This window comes from Salinigranum salinum (assembly GCF_009176545.1).
Classification (GTDB): Archaea; Halobacteriota; Halobacteria; order Halobacteriales; family Haloferacaceae; genus Salinigranum; species Salinigranum salinum.
On record NZ_VTOJ01000001.1, the window covers coordinates 2,054,408 to 2,075,343 of the forward strand.

At 60.8% G+C, this 20,936-nt stretch carries 24 protein-coding genes; 9 read left to right on the top strand and 15 right to left on the bottom strand.

Going from position 1 to position 20,936, the window contains the following annotated elements:
* Positions 1 to 8: 8 nt before the first annotated feature.
* The 3 genes from FZP69_RS09840 to FZP69_RS09850 form a co-directional block, all read right to left on the bottom strand.
* On the bottom strand, positions 9 to 1,103 hold the full coding sequence (locus tag FZP69_RS09840) for a sodium:phosphate symporter (protein ID WP_152041137.1): 1,095 nt from the start codon (positions 1,101 to 1,103) through the stop codon (positions 9 to 11).
* A 221-nt stretch (positions 1,104 to 1,324) separates the two neighbouring features.
* Entirely contained in the window at positions 1,325 to 1,792 is a 468-nt protein-coding gene (locus FZP69_RS09845) for a universal stress protein (RefSeq protein WP_240137521.1), read from the bottom strand.
* Between the two features lie 137 nt (positions 1,793 to 1,929).
* Positions 1,930 to 3,576: a helix-hairpin-helix domain-containing protein gene (locus FZP69_RS09850; RefSeq protein ID WP_204959945.1), complete on the bottom strand. Its 1,647-nt coding sequence runs from the start codon at positions 3,574 to 3,576 to the stop codon at positions 1,930 to 1,932.
* Positions 3,577 to 3,628: 52 nt separating this feature from the next.
* Here FZP69_RS09850 and FZP69_RS22520 point away from each other — a divergent pair, with 52 nt between their 5' ends.
* Complete coding sequence (locus tag FZP69_RS22520; protein ID WP_192918522.1) at positions 3,629 to 4,627, top strand: high-potential iron-sulfur protein; 999 nt, start codon at positions 3,629 to 3,631, stop codon at positions 4,625 to 4,627.
* A 206-nt stretch (positions 4,628 to 4,833) separates the two neighbouring features.
* Complete coding sequence (locus tag FZP69_RS09860; protein WP_152041139.1) at positions 4,834 to 5,259, top strand: CBS domain-containing protein; 426 nt, start codon at positions 4,834 to 4,836, stop codon at positions 5,257 to 5,259.
* Positions 5,260 to 5,328: 69 nt separating this feature from the next.
* Here FZP69_RS09860 and FZP69_RS09865 read toward each other — a convergent pair whose 3' ends face one another.
* Positions 5,329 to 5,751: a universal stress protein gene (locus tag FZP69_RS09865; RefSeq protein ID WP_152041140.1), complete on the bottom strand. Its 423-nt coding sequence runs from the start codon at positions 5,749 to 5,751 to the stop codon at positions 5,329 to 5,331.
* 391 nt (positions 5,752 to 6,142) lie between these two features.
* Here FZP69_RS09865 and FZP69_RS09870 point away from each other — a divergent pair, with 391 nt between their 5' ends.
* Positions 6,143 to 6,712, top strand: coding sequence for an HTH domain-containing protein (locus FZP69_RS09870; RefSeq protein ID WP_152041141.1), 570 nt, complete (start codon positions 6,143 to 6,145; stop codon positions 6,710 to 6,712).
* 141 nt (positions 6,713 to 6,853) lie between these two features.
* On the opposite strand, the gene FZP69_RS09875 is transcribed toward FZP69_RS09870, so the two are convergent.
* The gene (locus FZP69_RS09875) at positions 6,854 to 8,065 is read right to left on the bottom strand and encodes an APC family permease (RefSeq protein ID WP_152041142.1); all 1,212 of its coding nucleotides are present in this window, start codon (positions 8,063 to 8,065) and stop codon (positions 6,854 to 6,856) included.
* 115 nt (positions 8,066 to 8,180) lie between these two features.
* Complete coding sequence (locus FZP69_RS09880) at positions 8,181 to 8,468, bottom strand: amphi-Trp domain-containing protein (RefSeq protein ID WP_152041143.1); 288 nt, start codon at positions 8,466 to 8,468, stop codon at positions 8,181 to 8,183.
* Positions 8,469 to 9,019: 551 nt separating this feature from the next.
* Here FZP69_RS09880 and FZP69_RS23395 point away from each other — a divergent pair.
* On the top strand, positions 9,020 to 9,148 hold the full coding sequence (locus tag FZP69_RS23395; protein WP_192918561.1) for a SpoIIAA family protein: 129 nt from the start codon (positions 9,020 to 9,022) through the stop codon (positions 9,146 to 9,148).
* Between the two features lie 133 nt (positions 9,149 to 9,281).
* Here FZP69_RS23395 and FZP69_RS09890 read toward each other — a convergent pair whose 3' ends face one another.
* Complete coding sequence (locus tag FZP69_RS09890; RefSeq protein ID WP_321168814.1) at positions 9,282 to 9,677, bottom strand: HAD-IC family P-type ATPase; 396 nt, start codon at positions 9,675 to 9,677, stop codon at positions 9,282 to 9,284.
* Between the two features lie 346 nt (positions 9,678 to 10,023).
* Positions 10,024 to 10,482 carry a pyridoxamine 5'-phosphate oxidase family protein gene (locus FZP69_RS09895; protein WP_152041145.1) on the bottom strand — a complete coding sequence of 153 codons (459 nt, stop codon included), beginning with the start codon at positions 10,480 to 10,482 and terminating at the stop codon, positions 10,024 to 10,026.
* Between FZP69_RS09895 and FZP69_RS09900 the strand changes: the two genes are divergently transcribed.
* A complete protein-coding gene (locus FZP69_RS09900) occupies positions 10,481 to 10,807 on the top strand; it encodes an L-threonylcarbamoyladenylate synthase (protein ID WP_192918523.1) in 327 nt (108 codons plus the stop codon). The two genes, FZP69_RS09895 and FZP69_RS09900, sit on opposite strands and share 2 nt — an antisense overlap.
* Positions 10,808 to 10,865: 58 nt before the next feature.
* Here FZP69_RS09900 and FZP69_RS09905 read toward each other — a convergent pair whose 3' ends face one another.
* Positions 10,866 to 11,705, bottom strand: coding sequence for a DUF3891 family protein (locus FZP69_RS09905; protein WP_152041147.1), 840 nt, complete (start codon positions 11,703 to 11,705; stop codon positions 10,866 to 10,868).
* A gap of 216 nt (positions 11,706 to 11,921) precedes the next feature.
* Between FZP69_RS09905 and FZP69_RS09910 the strand changes: the two genes are divergently transcribed.
* The 4 genes from FZP69_RS09910 (at position 11,922) to FZP69_RS09925 (ending at position 15,713) form a co-directional block, all read left to right on the top strand.
* On the top strand, positions 11,922 to 12,128 hold the full coding sequence (locus tag FZP69_RS09910; protein WP_152041148.1) for an alcohol dehydrogenase catalytic domain-containing protein: 207 nt from the start codon (positions 11,922 to 11,924) through the stop codon (positions 12,126 to 12,128).
* Positions 12,129 to 12,260: 132 nt separating this feature from the next.
* Positions 12,261 to 13,391: a citrate synthase/methylcitrate synthase gene (locus FZP69_RS09915; RefSeq protein WP_152041149.1), complete on the top strand. Its 1,131-nt coding sequence runs from the start codon at positions 12,261 to 12,263 to the stop codon at positions 13,389 to 13,391.
* Positions 13,392 to 14,177: 786 nt separating this feature from the next.
* Positions 14,178 to 14,594 (top strand): DoxX family protein, encoded by a 417-nt coding sequence (locus FZP69_RS09920; protein ID WP_204959947.1) that lies wholly within the window; start codon positions 14,178 to 14,180, stop codon positions 14,592 to 14,594.
* Between the two features lie 6 nt (positions 14,595 to 14,600).
* Positions 14,601 to 15,713, top strand: a complete 1,113-nt coding sequence (locus FZP69_RS09925; protein ID WP_152041150.1) for an MFS transporter — start codon at positions 14,601 to 14,603, stop codon at positions 15,711 to 15,713.
* Positions 15,714 to 15,967: 254 nt separating this feature from the next.
* Here FZP69_RS09925 and FZP69_RS09930 read toward each other — a convergent pair whose 3' ends face one another.
* From FZP69_RS09930 to FZP69_RS09955, 6 genes are all read right to left on the bottom strand, one after another.
* Positions 15,968 to 16,777 (bottom strand): aldo/keto reductase, encoded by an 810-nt coding sequence (locus FZP69_RS09930; RefSeq protein ID WP_152041151.1) that lies wholly within the window; start codon positions 16,775 to 16,777, stop codon positions 15,968 to 15,970.
* Between the two features lie 114 nt (positions 16,778 to 16,891).
* The gene (locus FZP69_RS09935; RefSeq protein WP_152041152.1) at positions 16,892 to 17,110 is read right to left on the bottom strand and encodes a hypothetical protein; all 219 of its coding nucleotides are present in this window, start codon (positions 17,108 to 17,110) and stop codon (positions 16,892 to 16,894) included.
* A 121-nt stretch (positions 17,111 to 17,231) separates the two neighbouring features.
* Positions 17,232 to 17,558, bottom strand: coding sequence for a DUF6788 family protein (locus FZP69_RS09940; protein ID WP_152041153.1), 327 nt, complete (start codon positions 17,556 to 17,558; stop codon positions 17,232 to 17,234).
* Between the two features lie 149 nt (positions 17,559 to 17,707).
* Positions 17,708 to 18,034 (bottom strand): hypothetical protein, encoded by a 327-nt coding sequence (locus FZP69_RS09945; RefSeq protein WP_152041154.1) that lies wholly within the window; start codon positions 18,032 to 18,034, stop codon positions 17,708 to 17,710.
* Positions 18,035 to 18,040: 6 nt separating this feature from the next.
* On the bottom strand, positions 18,041 to 18,358 hold the full coding sequence (locus tag FZP69_RS09950) for a helix-turn-helix transcriptional regulator (RefSeq protein ID WP_152041155.1): 318 nt from the start codon (positions 18,356 to 18,358) through the stop codon (positions 18,041 to 18,043).
* 440 nt (positions 18,359 to 18,798) lie between these two features.
* Positions 18,799 to 20,709, bottom strand: a complete 1,911-nt coding sequence (locus tag FZP69_RS09955) for an ABC transporter ATP-binding protein (RefSeq protein ID WP_152041574.1) — start codon at positions 20,707 to 20,709, stop codon at positions 18,799 to 18,801.
* Positions 20,710 to 20,936: the final 227 nt, after the last annotated feature.

Consider the following 20,936-nt stretch of genomic DNA (forward strand, 5'->3'; position numbering starts at 1 on the left):
TCGAGCAGTCACCCGATCACCATCGGGATGACTAGGAGTGCCAGCGGCCCGACGAGAAGCGACAGGACGAACGCGACGAACACCCGTCGATCCTCGAGGAGTCGGTCGTCGACGGCCGTAACGAGGCGGCTGTAGCGGTCGTGGACCGCGAGTGCGGCCAGCGTCACGAGCGTCGCGATCAGCAGGAGTTCGAGGACGACGGCCGTCCCGACAGGCGATTCGAGGACGATCGCGACGACGAGCGTGTCGAACAGCGTCCCGAGGTTCGCGCCGAGCACGTAGGGAACGAGTTCGTCCCGTTCGACGTAGCCACGGTTGTAGAGGGGGACGATGACGCCGAGCGAGAAGGCGACACTCGTCGTCGCGGTCGTGACGACGAGACCGATGACGAACGAGAGCCACGTCCGTTTGAAGTGGCGAAAGAACCGCCGGCGGAGCGTCGTCGTGTCGACGCTGGCGAGGAGACGATCGAACAGCTTCAGACTCCCGAACAGGACGCCGATCGCGAGCACGAACGACGCAGATGGACCGATACGGGTCGTGATGGCGAGGGTTAGGGGTCCGAATAACTCCGGAGTCGGGACGCCGAGTGCCCACCCGTCGCTGGCTGTGAGAAGCGACCCACGCAGGTACGGGAGTCCGACGTACCCGAGGACGGTGACCGGGACGTAGATCGAGTGCGTCAGGAGGAACGTGAGGAGTCCCATGCTGACCGCCTTCTGGAGAGTGTAGGCCCGTTTCTGCACGTAGTCGACTGCGCCGATGAACACGACGATCGCTGCTGCACCGAGCCGCGAGCCGGCGACCGCCAGGAACAGTTGCTGGGCAGTGAGGATGTCGGCCGCAAAGAGCGACAGGGCGAGTGCAGCGATCACCGAACCGTTGGCGAGGACGTACGCACCGAGCCAGCTGAGACCGAGCGTCGCGAGGTCGCCGTCGACGGCACGGTAAAACACTCGTTCGAGAGCCGGTGCGGCGGCGTCGGTCGCCGTACCCAGCAGCTGTACGGCGAAGAGGAATAGCACGATTGCGCCGAGCACTCCGATCGGAAGAAGCGTTCGGGAGGGGAGCCGCTCTACTATCTCTCTTACCCCAGAGGTCATCAGAAGGCGTCCTCTGGTGGCGATATTTGGACGGACGTGGGCGACCCCATATCTCGATCGAACGCTCCACGGCGGTGGTCGAAAACCTGGATCGGCCGCGGCCCGTGACTCTGGCACGCCACTCCGCCGTCAGATCGACTCATCACTCTGTACGTCTGGCGCGATCTGCAAAACAGTGGCGTCCTCGCGGGATCGGTCGCATCCGTTGGTGTCGCTGCGGGTCACGAGTTCGCCGTGACGACCATCACGTCGCAGTCGGCCAATTCCTCCACTTTCTGTCCGACACCCGAGAAGTGTTCCTCGTGGTCGCCGTGTTCGCCGACGATGATGAGGCCGGCATCGATCTCGTCGGCGTACTCGAGGATGACTTCGTGCGGGATGCCGTGACGCGTGTCCCCCTCGACGGTGACCCCGGTCTCCGCGGCCATCCGTGTTACCTCCGCGACACAGACGGCGGCGTGGTCTTCGGCGTAGATGGTCGCCAGCTCCGACGAGCTGAGCGCTGGTTCGTCGAAACGACGTCTGTCGACGACGCAAATGACGTGTAGTCTCGCTCCTCGCTCCTCCGCGAGTTCGATCGCGCGGCTGGCCGCTGATCGGGCGTATTCGCTCCCATCGGTCGCTATCAGGATTGTGCTCATACGCGGCCTTCTACATGGATCGGAATAACTGTACAGCACGATTCCCATGGCACGGCATCACGCCCGGGACGCACAGCAAAGAGCTGGACCGGATCGTGAACACGACCCGGACCCTCACGTTACATTACTCCGTCGAGCGAGCGAACGTTCAGGATTTCATTCGATTCACACCAGCCCCGGCGGGCCTACGAGACGCCGAGGTGCATGAAGTCGAGTTCGTCCGCCGTATGCGCATCCGTCGAAATCACGTAGGAGACGGTGTGGCGGTACTGTTTGATTGACTGCCAATTGAGGTCTAATCGTTTGGGTTGTGCGTTGATTTCGATCGCGACGTGTTCGTCTGCTGCCGTCTGCATCACCGCGTCCATGTCGAGGTCCAGCGGCTCTCGCTCGTTGATGAGGCGAGCGGACGGGTGGGCGAGGATGTCGATCGGGTACTTTTCCAGCGCGTGAACCAACTGCTCGGTCGGATTCGAGGGGAGACCGTGCATCCCCGCGACCACGAGGTCACACGCCTCATACCATTCCTCGGGGATCTCGAGCCCCGAGTCGGTGATTTCGGCCTCGACGCCGAGGAGGATCGTAACGTCCACATCCCCCTCATCGTTAATCTCGTCGACTACGACCCGTTGATTGTCGAATGTCTCCGAGTCGAGCGTACGTGGAATCGGTGCGTGTGGTCCGTGGTCGGTGATCAGGACATACTCGAGACCACGTTCGTCGGCGGCGTCGGCCATCTCGCGGACCGTATGTGATCCATCGGAGTAGTCGGTGTGCAACTGCAGATCTCCCCGAATATCCGTCGAATCCACCAGCTCCGGGAGTTCTCCGGCCGCCGCGGCGTCTACCTCGCTGGTGTCCTCACGGAGCTCTGGTGGGATCCAACTCAGATCGAGCGCGTCGTAAACGTCTTCTTCAGTCTCGCTCGCGAGCCGCTCTCCGACGCGCTGTCCGTTCTGTGGGTTGTCCGCCTCACTCACGTCGAAGAGACCGTACTCGTTGAGCTTCCACTCGCGGTCGATCGCTCGGTTCCGGAGTGTGATGTTGTGATCCTTCGACCCAGTGAAATAGACGAGAGCGGCGCCGTACTCGGACTGATCCACGATGCGAAGGTCCACCTGAAGGTCGCCGGAGACGACGACCGACGACTTCGTTTCGCCACGAGCGAGGACCTCGTGCACGTCGTCGTGGGTACAGAAGACTTCCATCGCCGACTCCGGGTCCGACGCGGTGCCCAGCACGTCGATGTCCCCGACCGTCGGCCGACGACGACGGAAGGAGCCGACCACGTCGACGCGACCGAACGCGTCGGACTCGGTCAGCAGTGCCTCGATGTCCTGTGCGATCGGGATCGCCCGTCCGAGCAGCATTCGTTCTTCTCCCGCCTTCGCCTGCTCGATATGGTCGAGGATGTTCTGTTGAGACTTCTCGCCGAACCCGCCGAGTTCGGCGATCTCACCCGCCTCCGCAGCACCTTCGAGGTCGTCCAGAGAGGTAATTCCGAGCTTCGTGTAGAGTTCCTTGGCGGTCTTCGGGCCGACCCCTTCGACGCGGGTGATGGCCTCGATGTCGATCGGAAGGTCCGCTTTGAGCTCCTCGTAGTACGACATCTCGCCCGTTTCCAGGTAGTCGGCGATCTTCTCGGCGATGGACTCGCCAACACCCTCGATCTCTTCCAGTTCTCCCCGTTCATGCACGTCCTCGACAGCTTCGGAGAGGGACTCGACGTTCCGGGCGGCGGTGCGGTACGCGCGTGGCTTGTACTCCACCTCCTGAATTTCGAGGAAATCTGCGATCTCTCTCAGTCGCGCCGCCACGTCCTGGTTCTTCACGTGGATACACTCCCGTGCCGACGATGTTCGACCTCGGTACACAATTAACCACATGCCGCCGCCTCCGTTCAACGAAATTGTAGTGCTCTCAGCACGTTCCCCTCACGTGTTCGGTTCGAGACATCCACACGTACTGCGGACGAACTTCTCGCTCGATGGGAACAATACCCTCCTGATATGCGTGTGTCTCTCTAACGTACTTAGTATGAGAGATCGTGACAGCCGAGTGTCTGAACGCTCCGAATCGACCTACGACTTCTGGAGCCGTCGGCACTACGTTATCGCGACCGTCGGCATCGCTGCCCTAAGCGGGTGCACTGGTGGGGGAGGCGGGGGGGAGGGAGAGACGGAGACGGCAGACCAGACCACCGAACCCACCAGAGAAGTAGAAGAAGACGAAGACGACGAAGAAGACGAAGACGACGAACATGAAGAACTGCCCGAGGGCGTCTCTCAAGAGGAGTTCGACCGTGGGCCGGTTCCAGATGTGTATGCGTCGGCCACGTCGATCGGGGGCGAGCGACGGAACCCCGATGCGTTGCTCACGAAGTCGGACGTCCAGTTCTCCGAGTACGACGAGGCGCTCGAGAACTCGGCACACCAGCCGGGTCGCTGTTGTGCGAACTGTCACGAGTACATTATCGACATGAACGGCGATGAGTTCGGGGCCTGTGTCGCAGTCGAAGGTTATATCGACGGTGCAGACTGGTGTACAGTCTGGGAGGAGTTGCCGGAGCCGAACGTTCCTGAGGGACTGTCCGAGGCGGAGTTACCGACGGCGGAGGTTCCGGAGGCGTATCGGACGGCGAGTTCACAGGGCGGCGAGGAGCGTGTCCCGGACGACCTGTTTACGCAGGAGGAGGTGATGCTGACGGAGTCCGTCGACGCCATCGCGGAGGGGACCGCGCCGCCGGGTCAGTCGTGCGGTAACTGTGCGGAGTTCATTCCGGATCAGAACGACGACTCGTGGGGTGCCTGCGCGAAGGTCGAAGGCTACGTCGCGGTCGAGGACTGGTGCACTGTGTGGGAACATATCACCGAAGAACTCTGAGATACCCCGATCCTATTCTCCGTTCAGTGGTCACTCCAGCCGCGGGCGGTATCATCCGACACCATCACCTACGCGGTCGAGGCCCAAGTAGACTGGTTCTCGAGAAGTGTGTCGACCGCTCACGTATAAATCGACGCGCTATTCTCACCGAATGGTGAGATCAGTAGGAATATTTGTAAAATGACAATTAAGTAGATAGTGGAGCCATGCCAGTAAGCAATCTCGCGGTCGACGTTGTCACGGCCAGTAGAGACACTTCGGTCAAAGAACTCGCGCAAACGATGCTGGACGAGGAACTCGGAGACGTCGTGATCGCGGCGGACGACAAGCCGGTTGGCATCGTCACCGACCGCGACATCGCCCTCGCAGTCGCCCGGTACGACGATTTGACCGAACTGACCGCCGAGGACGTCATGACGGCCGACCCGGTCACCATTCACGAGGATGCCACGGCAGTCGACCTCCCAGCAACGATGGCCGATGGGTTCGTCCGGCGGATCCCTGTCGTCGATGACGACGGGGTGCTTGTCGGTATCGCGACGCTCGACGACGTGGTCGCGACGACCGGCGAGATGTTGAAAGACGTCGCAACAGTCATCGAGGGACAGTCGCGCGAGTTCACGCCGGAATGATCGGTCACCGCTGATGGAGCCGGTAGTGCCGTCGGAAACGACAAGGCGGGGTCTCCGGGGAGAGAGCGCTTACACCGGAACGACCGGGACCTCTGCCTCTCGTAGGACGCGGTCAGTCACGGAACCCATGTGGGGGGCCCGGATTCCCGTGACACCGCGTTTGCCCATCACGATCAGGTCGATCTCCTGTTGGTCGGCGTACTCCAGAATCACCTCGTGAGGAACGCCGCGGAGGACCGAAGTCGTCGAGTCGATACCCCGTTCTGTGGCGTCTTCGACGGTGTCGTCGACGAGTTCCTCCGCTTCGTCCGCGATCTCATCGAGGTACGCTTCGTAACTGCTGAGTGCCGGTGTGGACCCGTATACCGTTTCGTCGACGACGAACAGAACGTGAAGCCGCGCGCCGTGTTCCTCTGCGAGATCTAATCCGTGTTCGACACCACGAGCGGCGTATTCGCTCCCGTCGGTTGGGACAAGGATGTTCTGATACATGCGCACCGATTCAGTGCGTACCGGTAAATCCGGCTAGCTGATTCTCGATGCGTTGGAACACCCTACCCATGGGGAACGTTCGGTGATAGGAGCGCGACAACCACGGTAGTACCCTTCGACAGAACGACTGTCGGAGCACGAGAGCCGATAAAGGTCAGAGCTTGGTATCGATGAGACGAATGTACGACCAGTCGACGCGTGTTCCCGGATCCCGTATCGATCGTCGACGCATGTGGGCGTATTCACGGAATCGAGGACGTGGTGGTATGGCTCCTCTGGTCGTGGTACCGGGTCTGCAGTCGTTTCCTCATGCTCTGAGAACAACTGTAGTGATTATGATGACTGGCGTGTAACCTTTCGAAGCGCGAACTCGAAGCTCGACCAAAGATAGATGACCCCTGACAAGCATCTCGGTGTCGACCTTTACGTCCGAGCCGACGCACCGATCGTGGATCGGAGAACGGTTGTCATCGAACGATTGGAACGACTCGAACGCCGAGAGCGGATAGACGAATACAGCGTTCAGCTCTGGCCACGTGCCATTAGTCTCGATCTCATGAGGAGGGTCGACGAAAGTCCGATCGTCGACGCCGTGCGGGAGTTCGAGACGTGGGCGGAGCAGTGTGATCGATACCTGAGTCCGTGTTTCGATGTGTCAACCACACACTCGATGATCACTGACGAATCGGACAGGCTGCTCGTCCTGCCGGTTCTCTGCGTGGCCGTATTCAGCGATGGCTCCCTCGTCGACGTGGCTCCGAGTAGTGACGGGGACTCCGTCCGGACGGTCGAGGATCTCCTCGCTGACGTTGCAGCGGGAACAGTTCCTACCTCAGAAGCCTTTTCGGGGGACATGCCCTCGGGTGCTGAACCTGATCAACGAGGACTGGCGGGGAACGCGAACCCGTTGAAGTCGAGTTCAGTCACGTCCGTGTTTCACCGACCCGAACGCGGCGAGTAGTGGTAGCCGTCTGGCGTTCTCCCCGCTCACACGAGGGACCTGCGCTCGGGAATCGGTCGTGGCACTTGTCACCGGATGTGCGCGTTCAGTCTGCCGTCCGGCCCCGATCAGTTTCAAGAGGTGCTCGAATATCCGGCTCTCCTACCACGTCGTGATGTAGAACACGATCAGTCCGATGGACGAGAGGAGTCCTGCGACGGCAGTGAGCGACACGCGGCCGATGTTGAGCGGCGTTCGAAACCCGCGCTCCGCGTGTGGGCGTGAAAATCGGAGTTTGAGCAACGCACCGTTGACGAGTACGAACACGAACAACAGCATGAGGTTGGCTAACCCGGCCACCAATCCGATGTCGCCGAGAAAGACGAACGGGATCGTGAGCAGGCCGACGAGCGCGACGGCGTAATGCGGCGTTTGACGGGAGGGGTGGATCCGAGAGAGGACCTGTGGGAAGACGTGGTACTCCGACTTCGAGACCCCGTATAGAAGCCGCGACGTCGATATCTGGAGGATAAGCACGGTGTTCGTCGTCGAGAAGAGCGCGATAACGGCGAGGAGCGTCGACCCGAATGGTCCCCACCCTGCCAGGGCCACTTCGGCAAGTGGTGATGCGGAACGGCCGAGGACTCGCCAGTCGACGAGGGCGACGGCTGATAGCCCGACGAGTACGTACAGTACCGTGGTAATTCCGATCGAGAGAACGACCGCTCGTGGAATGGTTACCGTCGCGTCTTCCGTCTCTTCGGACAAGTTGACGATCGAACCGAATCCCAGGTAGGCGAAGAAGATCAGAAACGAGGCGTGAACGACGCCGAACAGCCCGTTCGGCGTGTGGGCCACCGCTGTGTTGCCCCACGAGCCACTTCCAATCCAGATGATGATGAGTAATCCGGCCACCTCGATTCCGGTGAAGACGACGTTTACTCGTGTAGATAGTTCTATGCCCCAGAAGTTGACGCAAGCCATACCCGCGATGAGTAGAACGGCAATGGGCACGGTCGGGAGAGAGACGAAGGCAGAGAGGTAGCCCGAAAAGGCCAACGCCACCGCCGCGGTCGAGATGACTCCCATGGAGAGCCGACCCACGGCCGTTAAATCGGAGACGACCTCTCGATTGAACGCTTCACGAACGTAGATGTAGTCCCCTTCGGCTTTCGGGAACAGCGAGGCGAGTTCGGCGTAGCTCAGCCCGGTCAGTGACGCGATCAGGGCTGCGAGGAGGAACGACACGACGATCGAACCACCAGTCACGCCAGTCGCCTCGCCGAGGATAGCATAGATGCCAGCCCCGAGGATCAGGCCGACACCGTAGACGACGGCCTCGACAAGCCCGAGTTCGCGGCGTAGCTCTGACATGAGCCGGCCTACTCACAGTCGATTCATAAAAGCACGTGCGCGGATCCGTCCTCGACTGGTTCACGAGGAAACGCCAAGGAAAGCGTCAACAGATGCTATAAATTCCGTATCGGGCTCACGACATCGTCCCTTCGATATCCAACTGTCCTTCGTCGGCTGTCTGTGCCTCTCGCCACCAGACGAGCTCGAACTCGATGCTCTGTTTGGCTTCGGTGTCACCCTCGGTCCAGTCCGATTCGCCTTCGAGTTTGAACGTGATCGGCTCTGTCGGATCGAGCGTCACGCGCTGGTTCCCGAGTTCGAGCGTCACGGGGCCGTCTTCGTCTAGTTGATCGGCTAGCCCGCGGAGATACGTGGCGACCTCGGTTCGGGTTTTCTGTTCCTCGGTTTCGAGTTCTCCCATACGACAATACTTGTCACACAACTGTATTATCCGGTTCGGTGAATCCCAGGCTTCGAGAACAACGCGACGATAGGATGTCGGGAAAACCGTTTCTGACTGCCGGACCGAACCTGACCTGTAGTTTGGAGTGGTCAGGGGTACCAGCGACGGGGCACCCACTCTTTTATCCTCGGAATACGCCGCGGCAGGGGATGTCGCCTTTCAGATGTGTTGCTGTAGTTGGTGGCGACCATCTCGCTCAGTACGCCATCAGATTCCAACCGAGTGAGAAGTGACGGTACGCATTCGTGACTGATTGAAGAATTGACAATTGAAGGGATCTACGAGAAGCTCGATAGAAGCGGAGGACACGTCCTCGGGTACGAAATTCGTGATCAGATCAGTGAAGAAGAGCTCCGAGAGATCCTCCACGAGATGGAGACGGTGATTCACGACTCGGGAGAGGTCCGGATCCTGGTGCATATACCGACGTTCCCGTCGTTCGAACTTAGTGCGTCGATGACGATCTCGGCTTCTGGTTCCACCACGGGGATGAACTCGAACGTTATGCCATCGTCGGCGACAACAGGCTCGTCAAGTGGGCGACTAAACTTGGCGACCGCATCACAGGCACCGAGATTCGGTATTTCGAGGGGAACGAGATCGACGATGCGTGGGAGTGGGTTGAACAAAACGAGTAGATCCCCTCATCAGTCTGCTTCCGAAGCTACCTGACCCAAGGGGAGAGTCTTTCAGTCCCTTCCCGAGAGGATGTCTTAGTCAATCCTCTTGGCACCGTTTTACCGGGGAAGTGGAGGGTGGTGGACACCGCGTTCAGTGATACATAGAGTCCTGCAGCTCGTCCAGTACTTGACCGCCGTGGTCAAACGTCCCTTCAGTCTCGAGCCCTGTTCCGGTGACCTCGACCGTTCCGTTCGCAAGCTCGTACTCACCGACTGTCATCCGGTTTTCCGTCAGCGTCCCCGTCTTGTCGGTACAAATGATAGTGGCTGAGCCGACCGTCTCGACGGAGGCAAGGTTGGTGACGAGCGCGTTGCGATCCGCCATTCGCCACATCTCTCTCGCTAGTACCAGCGTTGCGACGATGGGAAGCCCCTCAGGAACGGTTGCGATAGCCAGTGCGATCGCCGTCTCGATCATCAGGAACAGGTCCTGTCCCCTGATCCACCCCTCCTCCCTCGGGGAAAAACGGATGATAATGCGTACTATCGACGTACGTAATTCCGTCCGCGACGAACAGAAAGAGGACCGCCACGACGACTGTTACGATGATGGATTGCAGCCGGTCTGTCTGCCTGACGCCAACGATGTTCACGAGAAGCAGAAATCCTGCGAGGCCGAGCGCGATCGTCGAGAGAATAGATATGACTCGAGAATCGACAACATGGTTTTATATATTTGATATGTATTCGTTATTGTCATTCATACGCCCATTACTGAACTACACTGTCGTTCCGTGAGCTGCGACATGAATTTCGCCGAATCGTCTTCGTCAGTGGAAAGTAACCTACTGTAGGGATTACGTGCTTCCGTCATACCGCTCCGTTCGCACCGACTAATTCGATGCCCCAGCCTCTTGTTTCCCTGTAACTTCATCGGGGGTAAGTCGGAAGAATCGGAAATCCAATGTAAGTGGATGACTGTCGTACACGTCCACGAACGGGATGGTTATTCGCTCCATCGCCTCGGCGACAGATGGATCGAGTGCCGATTTCGTAATTTCTTCCAGTCTCCCCGTGGCGATGACGCTTCGCCAGCCACTGTCCGTCTGGTCGTGCGTGACGAACGAGATTACTCTATCTTCGTCTACGATATCTGCCTTCCCAGCGTCGTCGGGCCCAACGGCGAACCGAAAGTAGAAATTCCCGGTCTCTGCGTCATAACCGTACGACACCGGACGGGAATACGGCGGGTCATCGCCCGGAGTATCGAACGAGATTATGCCCGTTCCACCGCGGCCCAAAAATTCGCTCCGTTCGTCCTCGCTCATCCGTACCGAGCGGACGTCTGCCATGCGAGCACTTCGAGACGGGAGGTCAAAAATTGTGGCTCTTCACTGTACTGCGAACCCCGTGTGGCGCGAGCTGATGAGCCACGTCGACGGGCCGCTGGCGATGACTTCAGCAAACCGCTCGGGGACGGTCGGCGAGGGGACCCTTATCGATCTCGAGACGGCGCGAGCGCACGTCGGTGACCGGGTCGACATCATTCTCGCCGTCGACCCGCCCGAGGGGGCGACCCAGGCCACGACGATCGTCGACATAGCGAACGGCCCGCGTGTGTACCGTGAGGGCGACCTCACCGCCGCCGATCTGAACGCCGCCGTCGATGTCCTCTGAAGCGGCCGTTCACGAGCCACCGACGGAGCGTCCGGTGGGAGACGAGCGAGCCGAGCGCTCACTGACGGAACGACACTGGAACGATGTCCTCCCCGGCCGTGTAGTAGGCATCGGTGAGCTCTGACTGATCGGCGTACGATTGCCGGGGGATCGTTCGACACCGCACCGGGACGGACAGTGGTGACGTCTCGAAGGGGTACGGGTCGATTCGGACGGTGGTATCGTCGACCGGATCGAGTGTGAGTTCCACGTCGGCGTCCGGTCCGGAGGGGACGGGCGTGATCGACTCGGCCGTCAACTCCTCGTTGAGACAACAGTACAGCGAAAGGCGATCCCACGCCTGTAGGAGTTTGTACTGTTGCCAGAGGGCAACCGGTTCCCGGTCAAGCTGCCCGGTTTCGTGTACCGTGCGTAGTGAACGGGCGGTCGACTCCCCGACGTGATCGCCGTACTGTTCGGAGTCGCGCATCTCAGCGACGAGCTGTCGCTGGCGTCGTTCCTCGTCGGCGACAAAGTCCGCGTATTCGTCGGTGAACGAGGGGAGTTCCGGTTGCGTCCCGTAGCGCTGGCGCCGGACACCGGCACCGTGCATCGACACCAGTAGCCCGGCGTACCGGTCGATCGAGACTGCGTTGTCGATCCCGCGGTCGTAGAAGGTCGTCCACTCGGATTTGGCCACCCCGAGCAGATTGACCGGTTCGCCGTCACGGAGTTCTGGAGCGAGATCCCACTCCCACCAGCCGTTGTCGTGCGTGTAGGCGGCGGTGATGGTAGGCACACGGGGAGGTGGTACGTCGAACGTGTCGTTACCCCAGTGGTCGGCGATCCGCCCGACCTGGTTGGCGTGTTCGGTCTGGCCGATGATCCGATACTGATCCGCGTCGGCGACGATGAGCATACGTATGCACCGTCTCTGGCGGACCAAAAACCTACATCGCTCAGACGTCTCCTGTTGAGGTCAGGCCGGCCGCCTCTCTCGGATGTGGCCGCCGGCACAATTAATCCGAAAGTCAGTGATTGCGGTCGTATGCGTGCGATTCAATAACAGTAAGCACGCTCGGTCCTCCTGTCTCGTGACGACGAGGTCGCTCGCCCGGAGCCGGGGTGTACCGACATGCCTGTCGAGACCGGGGCAGCGAGTGTCAATCCGGTCGATGTGAGCTTCCGTGAGGGAGCGTACCCGACGGATCTGCCGGCAACAGCGGGCCTCGACGTCGCCGGCGTCGTAATCGTAGCTGTTGCCCACCGAACCGACAGTGTTCTGCTCGCGATGGTTGCCGGTGTCGGCGTGTTGCTGACCGTCCGCCGCGCCCCGCTCTGAACGGGGGCTTCCTGTACCAGATGGGCCTCGATAAACCTGCTACGAAACGGCGTGCCTGAACCATTTCACTCCCCATGTCCTACGATACAATCGAACAATCATGCCTGACACATCACTCGAAGGGAGCCACACATGAGCAACGACCTTCACCTCGGTCTGGAAGGGATCGCCGTCGCGGAGACACGACTCAGCCACATCGACGGCGAGACAGGGACGCTCCTGATCGGCGGGTACCCGGTCGAGGAGCTCGCGAACGAGGCAACGTACGAGGAGAGCGTCTATCTACTGTTGCACGGCCACGCGCCTACCGCATCGGAACTCGAGGACTTCCGCGAGACCCTGGCCACCCATCGCGAGCTGACCGACGAGGTGCACGCACTGCTTCGAGCGGCTGCCGCCGCGGACCTGCCCGCGATGGACGCCCTTCGGATGGGTGTGGCGGCGGCGAATCTGGGTGTCGACCTCGACGGTCCCCACGCCGAAGCCTGCCGAGTCATCGCCTGCTTCCCGACTATCGTCGCCGCGTACTGGCGCTACCGACAGGGCGAGGACCCCGTTGCGCCGCGAGGAGACCTGCGTCACGCCGCGAACTACCTGTACATGCTGACCGGCGAGAAACCAACCGACGCCGCCGTCCGGGGACTGGAGACGTACCTCAACACCGTCGTCGACCACGGCCTGAACGCCTCGACGTTCAGCGCCCGCGTCGTGGTGTCGACGGAATCGGATCTCGTTTCCGCCGCGACGGCAGCCGTCGGCACACTGAAAGGGCCACTTCACGGCGGCGCCCCGGGTCCGGTACTGGAGATGCTCCGCGAGGTTCACGCCTCGGGCGACCCGGAGCAATACGTCCGTGAGGCGCTCGACGCTGGCGAACGGTTGATGGGATTCGGGCACCGCGTCTACCGCGTCCGCGACCCCCGCGCGGCGGTGTTGGAGACCGCCGCCGAACGGTTCTTCGAGGCCGGCGGCGACGCCGCGTTTTTCGAGACGGCCCGTCGGTTCGAGGACGTCGCCACCGAACTGCTCGCCGAAGACAAGCCCGACCGCCGGCTGGAAACCAACGTGGAGTTCTACACCGCGATGCTGCTCGACGGCGTCGGCGTCCCGAAGGAACTGTTCACGGTCACCTTCGCGGTCTCACGCGTCGGTGGCTGGCTGGCCCACGCGCTTGAGCAGCGAGCCGACAACCGACTTATCCGACCTATCTCCCGCTACGTCGGCGATGAACGGCGCTTGTGGCCACCACTCGACGAGCGATAGGCATCCCTGATTCCGGACGGGTTTCTCCAAACCCCGCCTTTCGTCCGACCGTTCACGGTCCGGTTTCGCTCTGAAAACCTGATTTATAGTAGAATATCTGAAATATTTCAGACGCAAACTCGTCCTTCTTCTCAGAACGAGGCCATCAGACGATAGGCGATTCTTGGCGGTCGAAAGCATCCACTGGATGACCGGATCCCGGAAAGTGATCGGAGAACGTCGCTCCTATAGACGACGGACAGAGGAAACGTCCGTCTTGCAGTGGCTGACGGTTGGAATAACTCTCGTGGCACTGGTCGGAATACCTCTTGGCATCCTCGGAGTGGGGACGTCCGGTTTGCACTCTCCGTTCCCAACTACTATGCTCGCCTTGTTCGCGATGCTCCAAGCTCTCTTCCTTGGACTGGGATCACTGCTCGTTATGGTCGGCAGCACGTGACCGATCGAGGACAAGCAAGGGTCACACTATCGGTTCACACCACGGATTGGCTCCGATACGCAGCAAAAGTATTTGTAGATTCACATTACCTCGCGTCTCTCTGGTTGAGTGTATATTTTAGGGGTCAGATCGCCTCTAGTGCTCTATTCCAGCGCCAGCAACGGAGATAAGCATTCCAGTTTACCACGCGAAACCTGGTATCGTCTACTTTGCCTGAAATATAATTCCCGCGAGGCTGTATTCTTTCTCGTGCCGATGTCATCGAACGACATCCGATACGCGACGGTCGGACACGTGCGGACGAACAATCACCCGTCCATCCTCGGTTCGACGGGAGGTGATGCCTGATGGTGTTCTCCTCAACGCTGTCCGAGACGGCGTTCCTGCTCAGTCGAGTGCTATTTGCATTCGTCATCGGCTACCTCGCGCTGGGAAATCTGCTCGACCTCGAATCGGCAGTCGGGTACGCACAGAGCAAGGGTGCGCCGCTCGCGTCGGTTAGCGTTCCGCTGGGAAGTTTCGGACTGATCGTCGGCGCGCTCGGGGTCCTCACCGGCGTCTATCCCGCACCCGGGACGCTGGCGGTGATCGCCTTCCTCCTCCCGATCACGGTCATCATGCACGACTTCTGGACTATGGAGGGCCAGGCCAGACAGAACGAACAGATCCACTTCCTGAAGAACGTCGGCCTGATCGGGACCGCGCTGGTCTTCCTCGCTCTCTCGACGGTTACATGGCCGCTGGCAGTCGGTGTGGGGCTCTGATACTCGATGGGAGCAACCGAGACATCGACGAGTTTCGAGACGAACGTCGGTGTTCCATGGCGCTCGCCGGTACTGGTCGCCATCCTCGCGGCCACGCTGATGACCCCGATGGACGTCCCACTGATCAGCCCGGTCCTCCCGGAGATCGGGATCTTGTTCGGTGTTTCTGCGTCGCGGGCCGGGCTGTTCATCACGCTGTACGCCCTCCCGGGTATCTTGCTGGCACCGTTCATCGGTGCACTCGCCGATCGCATCGGCCGACGATACGTCCTCTCGGGGTGTCTCGTCGTCTTCGGCCTTGCTGGAACGGCAATCGCGTTCACGAGCGACTTCGCCGTGGCGGTTGGCCTGCGTGTCGTCCAGGGATTCGCCGCGGGGAGCATCCTCTCCGCGCTGGCGATGACCGTCGTCGGCGATCGGTACGAGGGTGCCCAGCACGATTCGGTGATGGGTGTCACCTCGGCGATGCTCTCGCTGGGTACAGCTCTCTACCCTGTGATCGGCGGCTACCTCGCTGCACGTGCCTGGAACGCACCGTTCCTGATGTACGCCCTCGCGCTGCCGGTCGCAGGACTGGTCTTCCTCACGTTAGATGATCACGACTCGTCGTCCGCCGCGAGCGACCGTGGCTACGTGCGGGAGGCAGTGCGGACCGTCCCGACCGGTCGGGCAGTCGCTCTCTACGGAATCATGTTCGTCTCGTTCACCCTCCTGTTCGGCGGACTGTACACGGTCCCCCCGTTCTACCTCACCGAGACGTTCGGCTTCACGGCCACTACCGTCGGACTCGTAACCAGCACTGTTCTGCTCGTGACGGGGATCGTCTCGACGCAGAACGGAAAGTTAGCCGTGCGTGCGTCGACGACTACCCTGCTCGCAATAGGCTTCGCCTGCTACGCTGTTGGCCTCCTCGGTGTTGCTCTCGCAAACGCGCTTCCGCTCCTCGTCGGCAGCCTGCTCGTGTTCGGCGTCGGGAGTGGGCTGATCACGCCCACACTGTTCGCAGGCGTCAGCGCGCTCGCGCCCGACCATGTCCGCGCCGGGGTGATGAGCCTCCAGACGACGACGATCTCAGACGGTAACAACGCAGTCCGATTCCTGTTCTTTGTTCCAGGGTAAACAGCCGGTCTCAGACGTCACGTTTCTTGTTGACGACGTCCACTACCCGAAACTGTTTGATCGATTGGGCCTCTGACCTCGAGTGTATCACTACGGAACTCAAAAACACTATGAAATATATTTTATACGATAGGATGGCAAACATATAATTTGAAGTATAATTTCAAACGATGACTCGTCGAGGCCTCGAGCGACTTCGGCTTCGAGGTCGTCGGCCTCGTCGTTGGTGAGGAAGCCCACGGCTTGAGCCGTCCTCAGAGCCCGAGATGTGTACGGAGTCGAGAGACGAGTCCACCCTGCAGGTCGAACACCCGTTCCATCTCTTCATCAGAGAGCTCGAAGTCGAAGATGTCGACATTCTCCTCGATATGTGCTGGACTCGATGCCTTGGGAACCGCGGCGACCATCTCCTGCTGAAGCAGCCATCGAATGGCGACCTGCGCGGCCGTCTTCTCGTACGTAGCTCCGATCGCTTCGAGCGTCTCGTTCCCGACAACGCGTCCCTTGCCCAGAGGGCTGTACGCGGTCAGAATCACTCCGTTCCCGATGCAAAACTCGAGGAGGTCTGACTGGCTCTTGAACGGGTGGTACTCGACCTGGTTCGTCAGGATCGGGGTGTCCGAGGCAGCCATCGCCTGTCGAAGCTGCTCGACGGAGAAGTTGCTGACGCCGATGTGGCCGACGGTGCCCGTCTCCTGGAGTTCGTTCATCGCGTTGATCGACTCTTCGATCGGTACGCTGCGACTCGGTGCGTGGATGAGTAAGAGGTCGATCTCGGTGCCCAACCGCTGTGCACTCTCCTCGACTGAACGCAGGACGTCGTCGTGGGCCAGGTTCTTGCGGAGGATCTTCGTGACGAGAAAGACGTCCTCTCGCGGCACGTCTGACTCAGCAATCGCGCGTCCGACCGACTCCTCGTTGTTGTACATCTGTGCCGTATCGACGTGTCGATAGCCGACCTCGAGGGCGTGTTCGACGGCGGTTCGGCAGGTCTCACCTTTCATCGGCCACGTCCCGAAGCCGAGCGCCGGGACGTCCACCCCTGCGGCGGTGACGTGTTCCATATGCAACACCAATGGCCTGGTGCAAGAAGAGAGTATGCAGGCGACTGGTGCTGGTCGGTGAGTTCGATCGTTAGGTTTGGATTCGGGTATCATATCCGCCGCGCGGGCGTGTGGTCATAGCTCACGAAGCTCGGGAGCCGGATCCGAGAGATCCTCATCATCGACGTCGCGACGAGACGTCCACCTTGCGGTCCCCTCGGCGTTCGAGTTCGCGTAGCCCCCGTTGTTCGCGTCGATCTCATGCTCTTCGACGAGCACATCCTGGGGGAATGTCGACGAGACTACCCGTCCGTCCGTGATGATCGCGCCGTGGTCGTCCTGCTTCAACCCCACAAGGGTTCGTCTGAAACTATTCTTATCTACGAGATATTCATTTTTGAAGTCATAAGGGCCAGGGGCCGATTGATCTTATGTAACAAAGAGTGTCTCGACGCGCGAAAGTTACATAAGCCAGTCACGGTTTGCCGACGTACTTCGATGTGAGTTTCCCGTCCTTGCGGTAGTAACGGTAGAGGTACGGCCCGTGGCCCTGGCCGTCGTTGCAGGTGCAGTCGGCACCGCACTTCACGCGCTCCTTGACTAGCGTCCCTTTGCCCTCATCGTCCTCGTCAACAGGTTCGGCATCGTCGGGGAGATCGGCTTCGTCGACGGGCTGGCTCCGGTGCTCCATCAACCGATCAACGTATGCACGGACGTCCTTGAGCGTCTCGGTGTCCTGCTTTGGAAGCCCTTCAGCGAGATACTTTGGGAGCGAATCAGGCGGGGGCGGCGTATCGGTCATTGATCTTGCCTTATGTAACACAAAGTTCCCCCCCCTTCACATAGACTTTTACATAAGGTAGAGAAGACTGATTCACGCAAGTGTCTTCGTCGGATGACAAGAGTCTCTTGCAACACTGGCAGAAACCTCGAGAGTCCGACCGTGGCAGCTCACCGAACTCCGATGTATCCAGCTGCTTCCTCGGCAATCGTCTCAGTCGTCGCGTCAACGAGACGGCCCTCTTCGTGCTGGATATCGGCGTGCCGGATAGTCGCGATGGTCCACGGGTTCACGTAGCTGTCACGCGGCAACCCACCAGACGTGAAATCATCGTCAGTCAGCGGAATTGCAACTGCACGACGAGTCGTCGTGATGGCGGCATACAGTGCTTCTTCGTCGCTGAACGGGTGGATGTCGTCGCTGAGGCAGACGTACGGACGGTAATCGTAATCAGCGAACAGGTCAGGGCCTTTCACCACGGCGCCGCGGTCGTACAAGACCGGTCACTCCTCTCCGTAGTAGTCGTCGTTCGTCGAGGCCGAACTAGCCTGTGTCTGCGCCGCGTACGACGCGAGGCGGTCGTCTTCTCCAATCGCCCAGTACCGTCCCCTGTGACGAATGAGTCCGCGATCCTCGAGGCGCGACAGGACGGCGCCGACACTCCCGCGGTTGATGTCGGTCGCCTCGTGGATCTCTGTCTGGGTGAACGCCTTATCGTTGTGCTCGGCGAGGAACTGCAGAATCTGGTAGGGCTGCGTGCCCTCCTGGAGGTCGAGGACCTCGGTTGGTTCCTCGTCGAATCGGTCGATGTTAATTGGCATGTGTAATATATTGTAATAGACTGCAATAAGTACGTCGCTGACAGAGGGGCTGGGCCGTGATCGTGGCGGACAACTTGGGCCAAGTCAAACTAATAGCCCTGGTCAGCGAGGCTACCGTGACCGGGGGGAATTCAAATGGTTAACAAAAGTCTTCAAATTTTCAATGACGTGTTTATTGAGGACGGATAGAACTGCCGTGATGGATACAACGCGCGAGTCGTCCAACACCGCTGTCCAAGGACGTCAGAAAGTCGACCCGCCACGCCGTCGAGGGACCACCCGACTGTCCGAGGTCGCTCGCTCGCCGGCCGCGGACTGACCGGCGCTCCCGAGCCTCACGTCGGTCGGCCCAAATTCTCGCCGGGTGACCGGTTCGGCCGTTCGACTCGACGACCAGCGAGGAGCTGGTCCCGCGTGTCGACGGGAACGCCAACCGAAGGTCAGTCGTCGGCGGGAGGAGCCTCGGCCTCGGCCTGCCCCTGCCAGAGATTCGCGTACGTCCCTCCGCTCGCGACCAGTTCCTCGTGTGCCCCCTGCTCGACGATACGACCCTGATCCATCACGACGATCTCATCGGCGCTCCGAATCGTCGAGAGCCGGTGGGCGATGATGAATGCGGTCCGCTCCTCGACCAACCGTTCGAGACTCTCCTGGATCAGCTCCTCGGTCTCCGTGTCGACGTCGGAGGTAGCCTCGTCGAAGACGATAATCTCGGGGTCGTTGAGCAGTGCCCGGGCGATGGCGAGGCGCTGGCGTTGGCCGCCCGAGAGCTTGATGCCCCGCTCGCCAACCTGGGTGTCGTAGCCGCCGGGCAGTTCCGCGATGAACTCGTCGGCCGCGGCGGCCTCGGCCGCCCGCTTGACCCGGCCCCGGGCGCTCCCGTCGTCGGCGCCCGACCACTCGGCCTCGAGGGTCTCGCGGTCGCCATAGGCGATGTTCTCCGCGACAGTTCCCGAGAACAGGTACGGATTCTGCTCGACGATGGCGATGGCGTCGCGTAACGACTGGAGGTCGTAGTCCCGGACGTCGGTCCCGTCGACTCGGACTGTCCCCTCGTCGACGTCGTGGAACCGGGGAATGAGCTTCAGGAGCGTCGATTTGCCAGCCCCGGTCGCCCCGGCAAGCCCGATGGTCGTCCCCGCGGAAACGTTGAGCGAGATGTCGCGGAGGACAGGCTCGCGGTCCCCGTAGGCGAAGGTGACGTCCTCGAAGGTGACGTCCCCGTCGACCGTCTCGGGGACGTGTGCCGGGTCGGGGCTGGTGATGATGGGCTTGCGGCCGAGCAGCCCAAACACGCGCTCGGCACTGGACTTCGCGAGCTGGTACTTGTTCGCCGACTTACCGACCCGACGCATCGGCGAGTAGAGCCGCCGCAACAGGAGGAAAAAGAGTGCGAACCCACCGAGGGTGAGCGCCCCTGCCTCGCCGGGGATGCCGGTGATGATGTCGGTCCCACCGATGTAGAGGACGAGGACGAACACGACGCCAGTCAGCAGCCGGAGGGTGGCGAAGAACCCGCGTCGGATTCGCAGCGCCGCGACCTTCTCGTCGTGGTAGGCCTCGCTCTGCTCGGCGACCCGACCGTGCTCGAAGCCGTAGCGGTCGAACGCCTTGATCACCGCGGCGCCGCCGAGGTTGTTCTCGAGTCGCGTGTTCAGCCGGGCGACGGTCTCGCGGATCGACTTGTATCGAGGCTCGATCCAGGTGAGAAACTGGCCGCTGGCCAGCCCGATGATTGGGACCGGTGCCAGCGCGATGAGCGCCAGCTTGGGCGAGTACGTCCAGAGGATGATGGCGATACCGCCGACCGTCGCGACCACCCGGATGAGCTGTCGGAACTCCGTGTTGAGGAACTGCTCGAGGCGGTTGATGTCGCTGTTGAGGATCGACATCATCCCGCCGGTCTGGTGGTTGGCGAAGAAGTCCATCGAGAGCCGCTGGAGATGGTCGTACGTGTCGTTCCGAAGATCACGCTGGACCTTCTGGGCGGTCGCTTGGAGTAGATAGCGGGAGGCAAAGCGGGCGACCGACCGGACCAGGTACGCGAGGACCGCGATGAGGACGAGCTGTTCGAGCAGCGCGAGGCGGGCCGCCTCGCCGGTGATCTCACCCGGCGGGAGCAAGCCCACGTCGGTCAACAGTCCCGCGTCGGCCGAGCCACGGATCGCCCGGTCGATGGCGGCCGCGACGACAATCGGCGGGACGAGTCGAGCGAACCGGGTGAGGAACGCCGCGAGCACGCCGAGCGTGAGGGTGGGCCAGTAGCGTTTGGCGTAGCCGAGCAGGCTCACCATCGGGTGGCCGTCGACGTTCTCCCGGACGTGTTTGAACCCACCGTGGTCGTCTGTCACTGTGCTCACTATCGGTCTCGTATACAAGTATCCGGTGACATGACACTGTTGAAACGCTCGGTCGCTGATAGTTTGTTGAAAACTTGCTGTATACACAGCGCATAGTCAGCAGTTCCGAGCGAATGATTGCCCGGCGTCCTGGTCACGGTTCGACGGGGGGACCTGTTCTGGCGTCTGCGTCCACGGTTCAGTCGGTTCAACCGGGGGACGGTGTCCACGTGAGACCA

Bases quoted from the DNA above. Each gene is read 5' to 3' on its own strand.
- FZP69_RS09915 (WP_152041149.1), top strand. From the start codon at position 12,261: ATGAGCAACGACCTTCACCTCGGTCTGGAAGGGATCGCCGTCGCGGAG.
- FZP69_RS09880 (WP_152041143.1), bottom strand. From the start codon at position 8,468: ATGGGAGAACTCGAAACCGAGGAACAGAAAACCCGAACCGAGGTCGCC.
- FZP69_RS09865 (WP_152041140.1), bottom strand. From the start codon at position 5,751: ATGTATCAGAACATCCTTGTCCCAACCGACGGGAGCGAATACGCCGCT.
- FZP69_RS09875 (WP_152041142.1), bottom strand. From the start codon at position 8,065: ATGTCAGAGCTACGCCGCGAACTCGGGCTTGTCGAGGCCGTCGTCTAC.
- FZP69_RS09920 (WP_204959947.1), top strand. From the start codon at position 14,178: ATGGTGTTCTCCTCAACGCTGTCCGAGACGGCGTTCCTGCTCAGTCGA.
- FZP69_RS09860 (WP_152041139.1), top strand. From the start codon at position 4,834: ATGCCAGTAAGCAATCTCGCGGTCGACGTTGTCACGGCCAGTAGAGAC.
- FZP69_RS09950 (WP_152041155.1), bottom strand. From the start codon at position 18,358: ATGCCAATTAACATCGACCGATTCGACGAGGAACCAACCGAGGTCCTC.
- FZP69_RS09940 (WP_152041153.1), bottom strand. From the start codon at position 17,558: ATGACCGATACGCCGCCCCCGCCTGATTCGCTCCCAAAGTATCTCGCT.
- FZP69_RS09930 (WP_152041151.1), bottom strand. From the start codon at position 16,777: ATGGAACACGTCACCGCCGCAGGGGTGGACGTCCCGGCGCTCGGCTTC.
- FZP69_RS09845 (WP_240137521.1), bottom strand. From the start codon at position 1,792: ATGGGAATCGTGCTGTACAGTTATTCCGATCCATGTAGAAGGCCGCGT.
- FZP69_RS09870 (WP_152041141.1), top strand. From the start codon at position 6,143: ATGACCCCTGACAAGCATCTCGGTGTCGACCTTTACGTCCGAGCCGAC.
- FZP69_RS22520 (WP_192918522.1), top strand. From the start codon at position 3,629: ATGCCGCCGCCTCCGTTCAACGAAATTGTAGTGCTCTCAGCACGTTCC.
- FZP69_RS09910 (WP_152041148.1), top strand. From the start codon at position 11,922: ATGCCTGTCGAGACCGGGGCAGCGAGTGTCAATCCGGTCGATGTGAGC.
- FZP69_RS09900 (WP_192918523.1), top strand. From the start codon at position 10,481: ATGCGAGCACTTCGAGACGGGAGGTCAAAAATTGTGGCTCTTCACTGT.
- FZP69_RS09895 (WP_152041145.1), bottom strand. From the start codon at position 10,482: ATGGCAGACGTCCGCTCGGTACGGATGAGCGAGGACGAACGGAGCGAA.
- FZP69_RS09925 (WP_152041150.1), top strand. From the start codon at position 14,601: ATGGGAGCAACCGAGACATCGACGAGTTTCGAGACGAACGTCGGTGTT.
- FZP69_RS09905 (WP_152041147.1), bottom strand. From the start codon at position 11,705: ATGCTCATCGTCGCCGACGCGGATCAGTATCGGATCATCGGCCAGACC.
- FZP69_RS09840 (WP_152041137.1), bottom strand. From the start codon at position 1,103: ATGACCTCTGGGGTAAGAGAGATAGTAGAGCGGCTCCCCTCCCGAACG.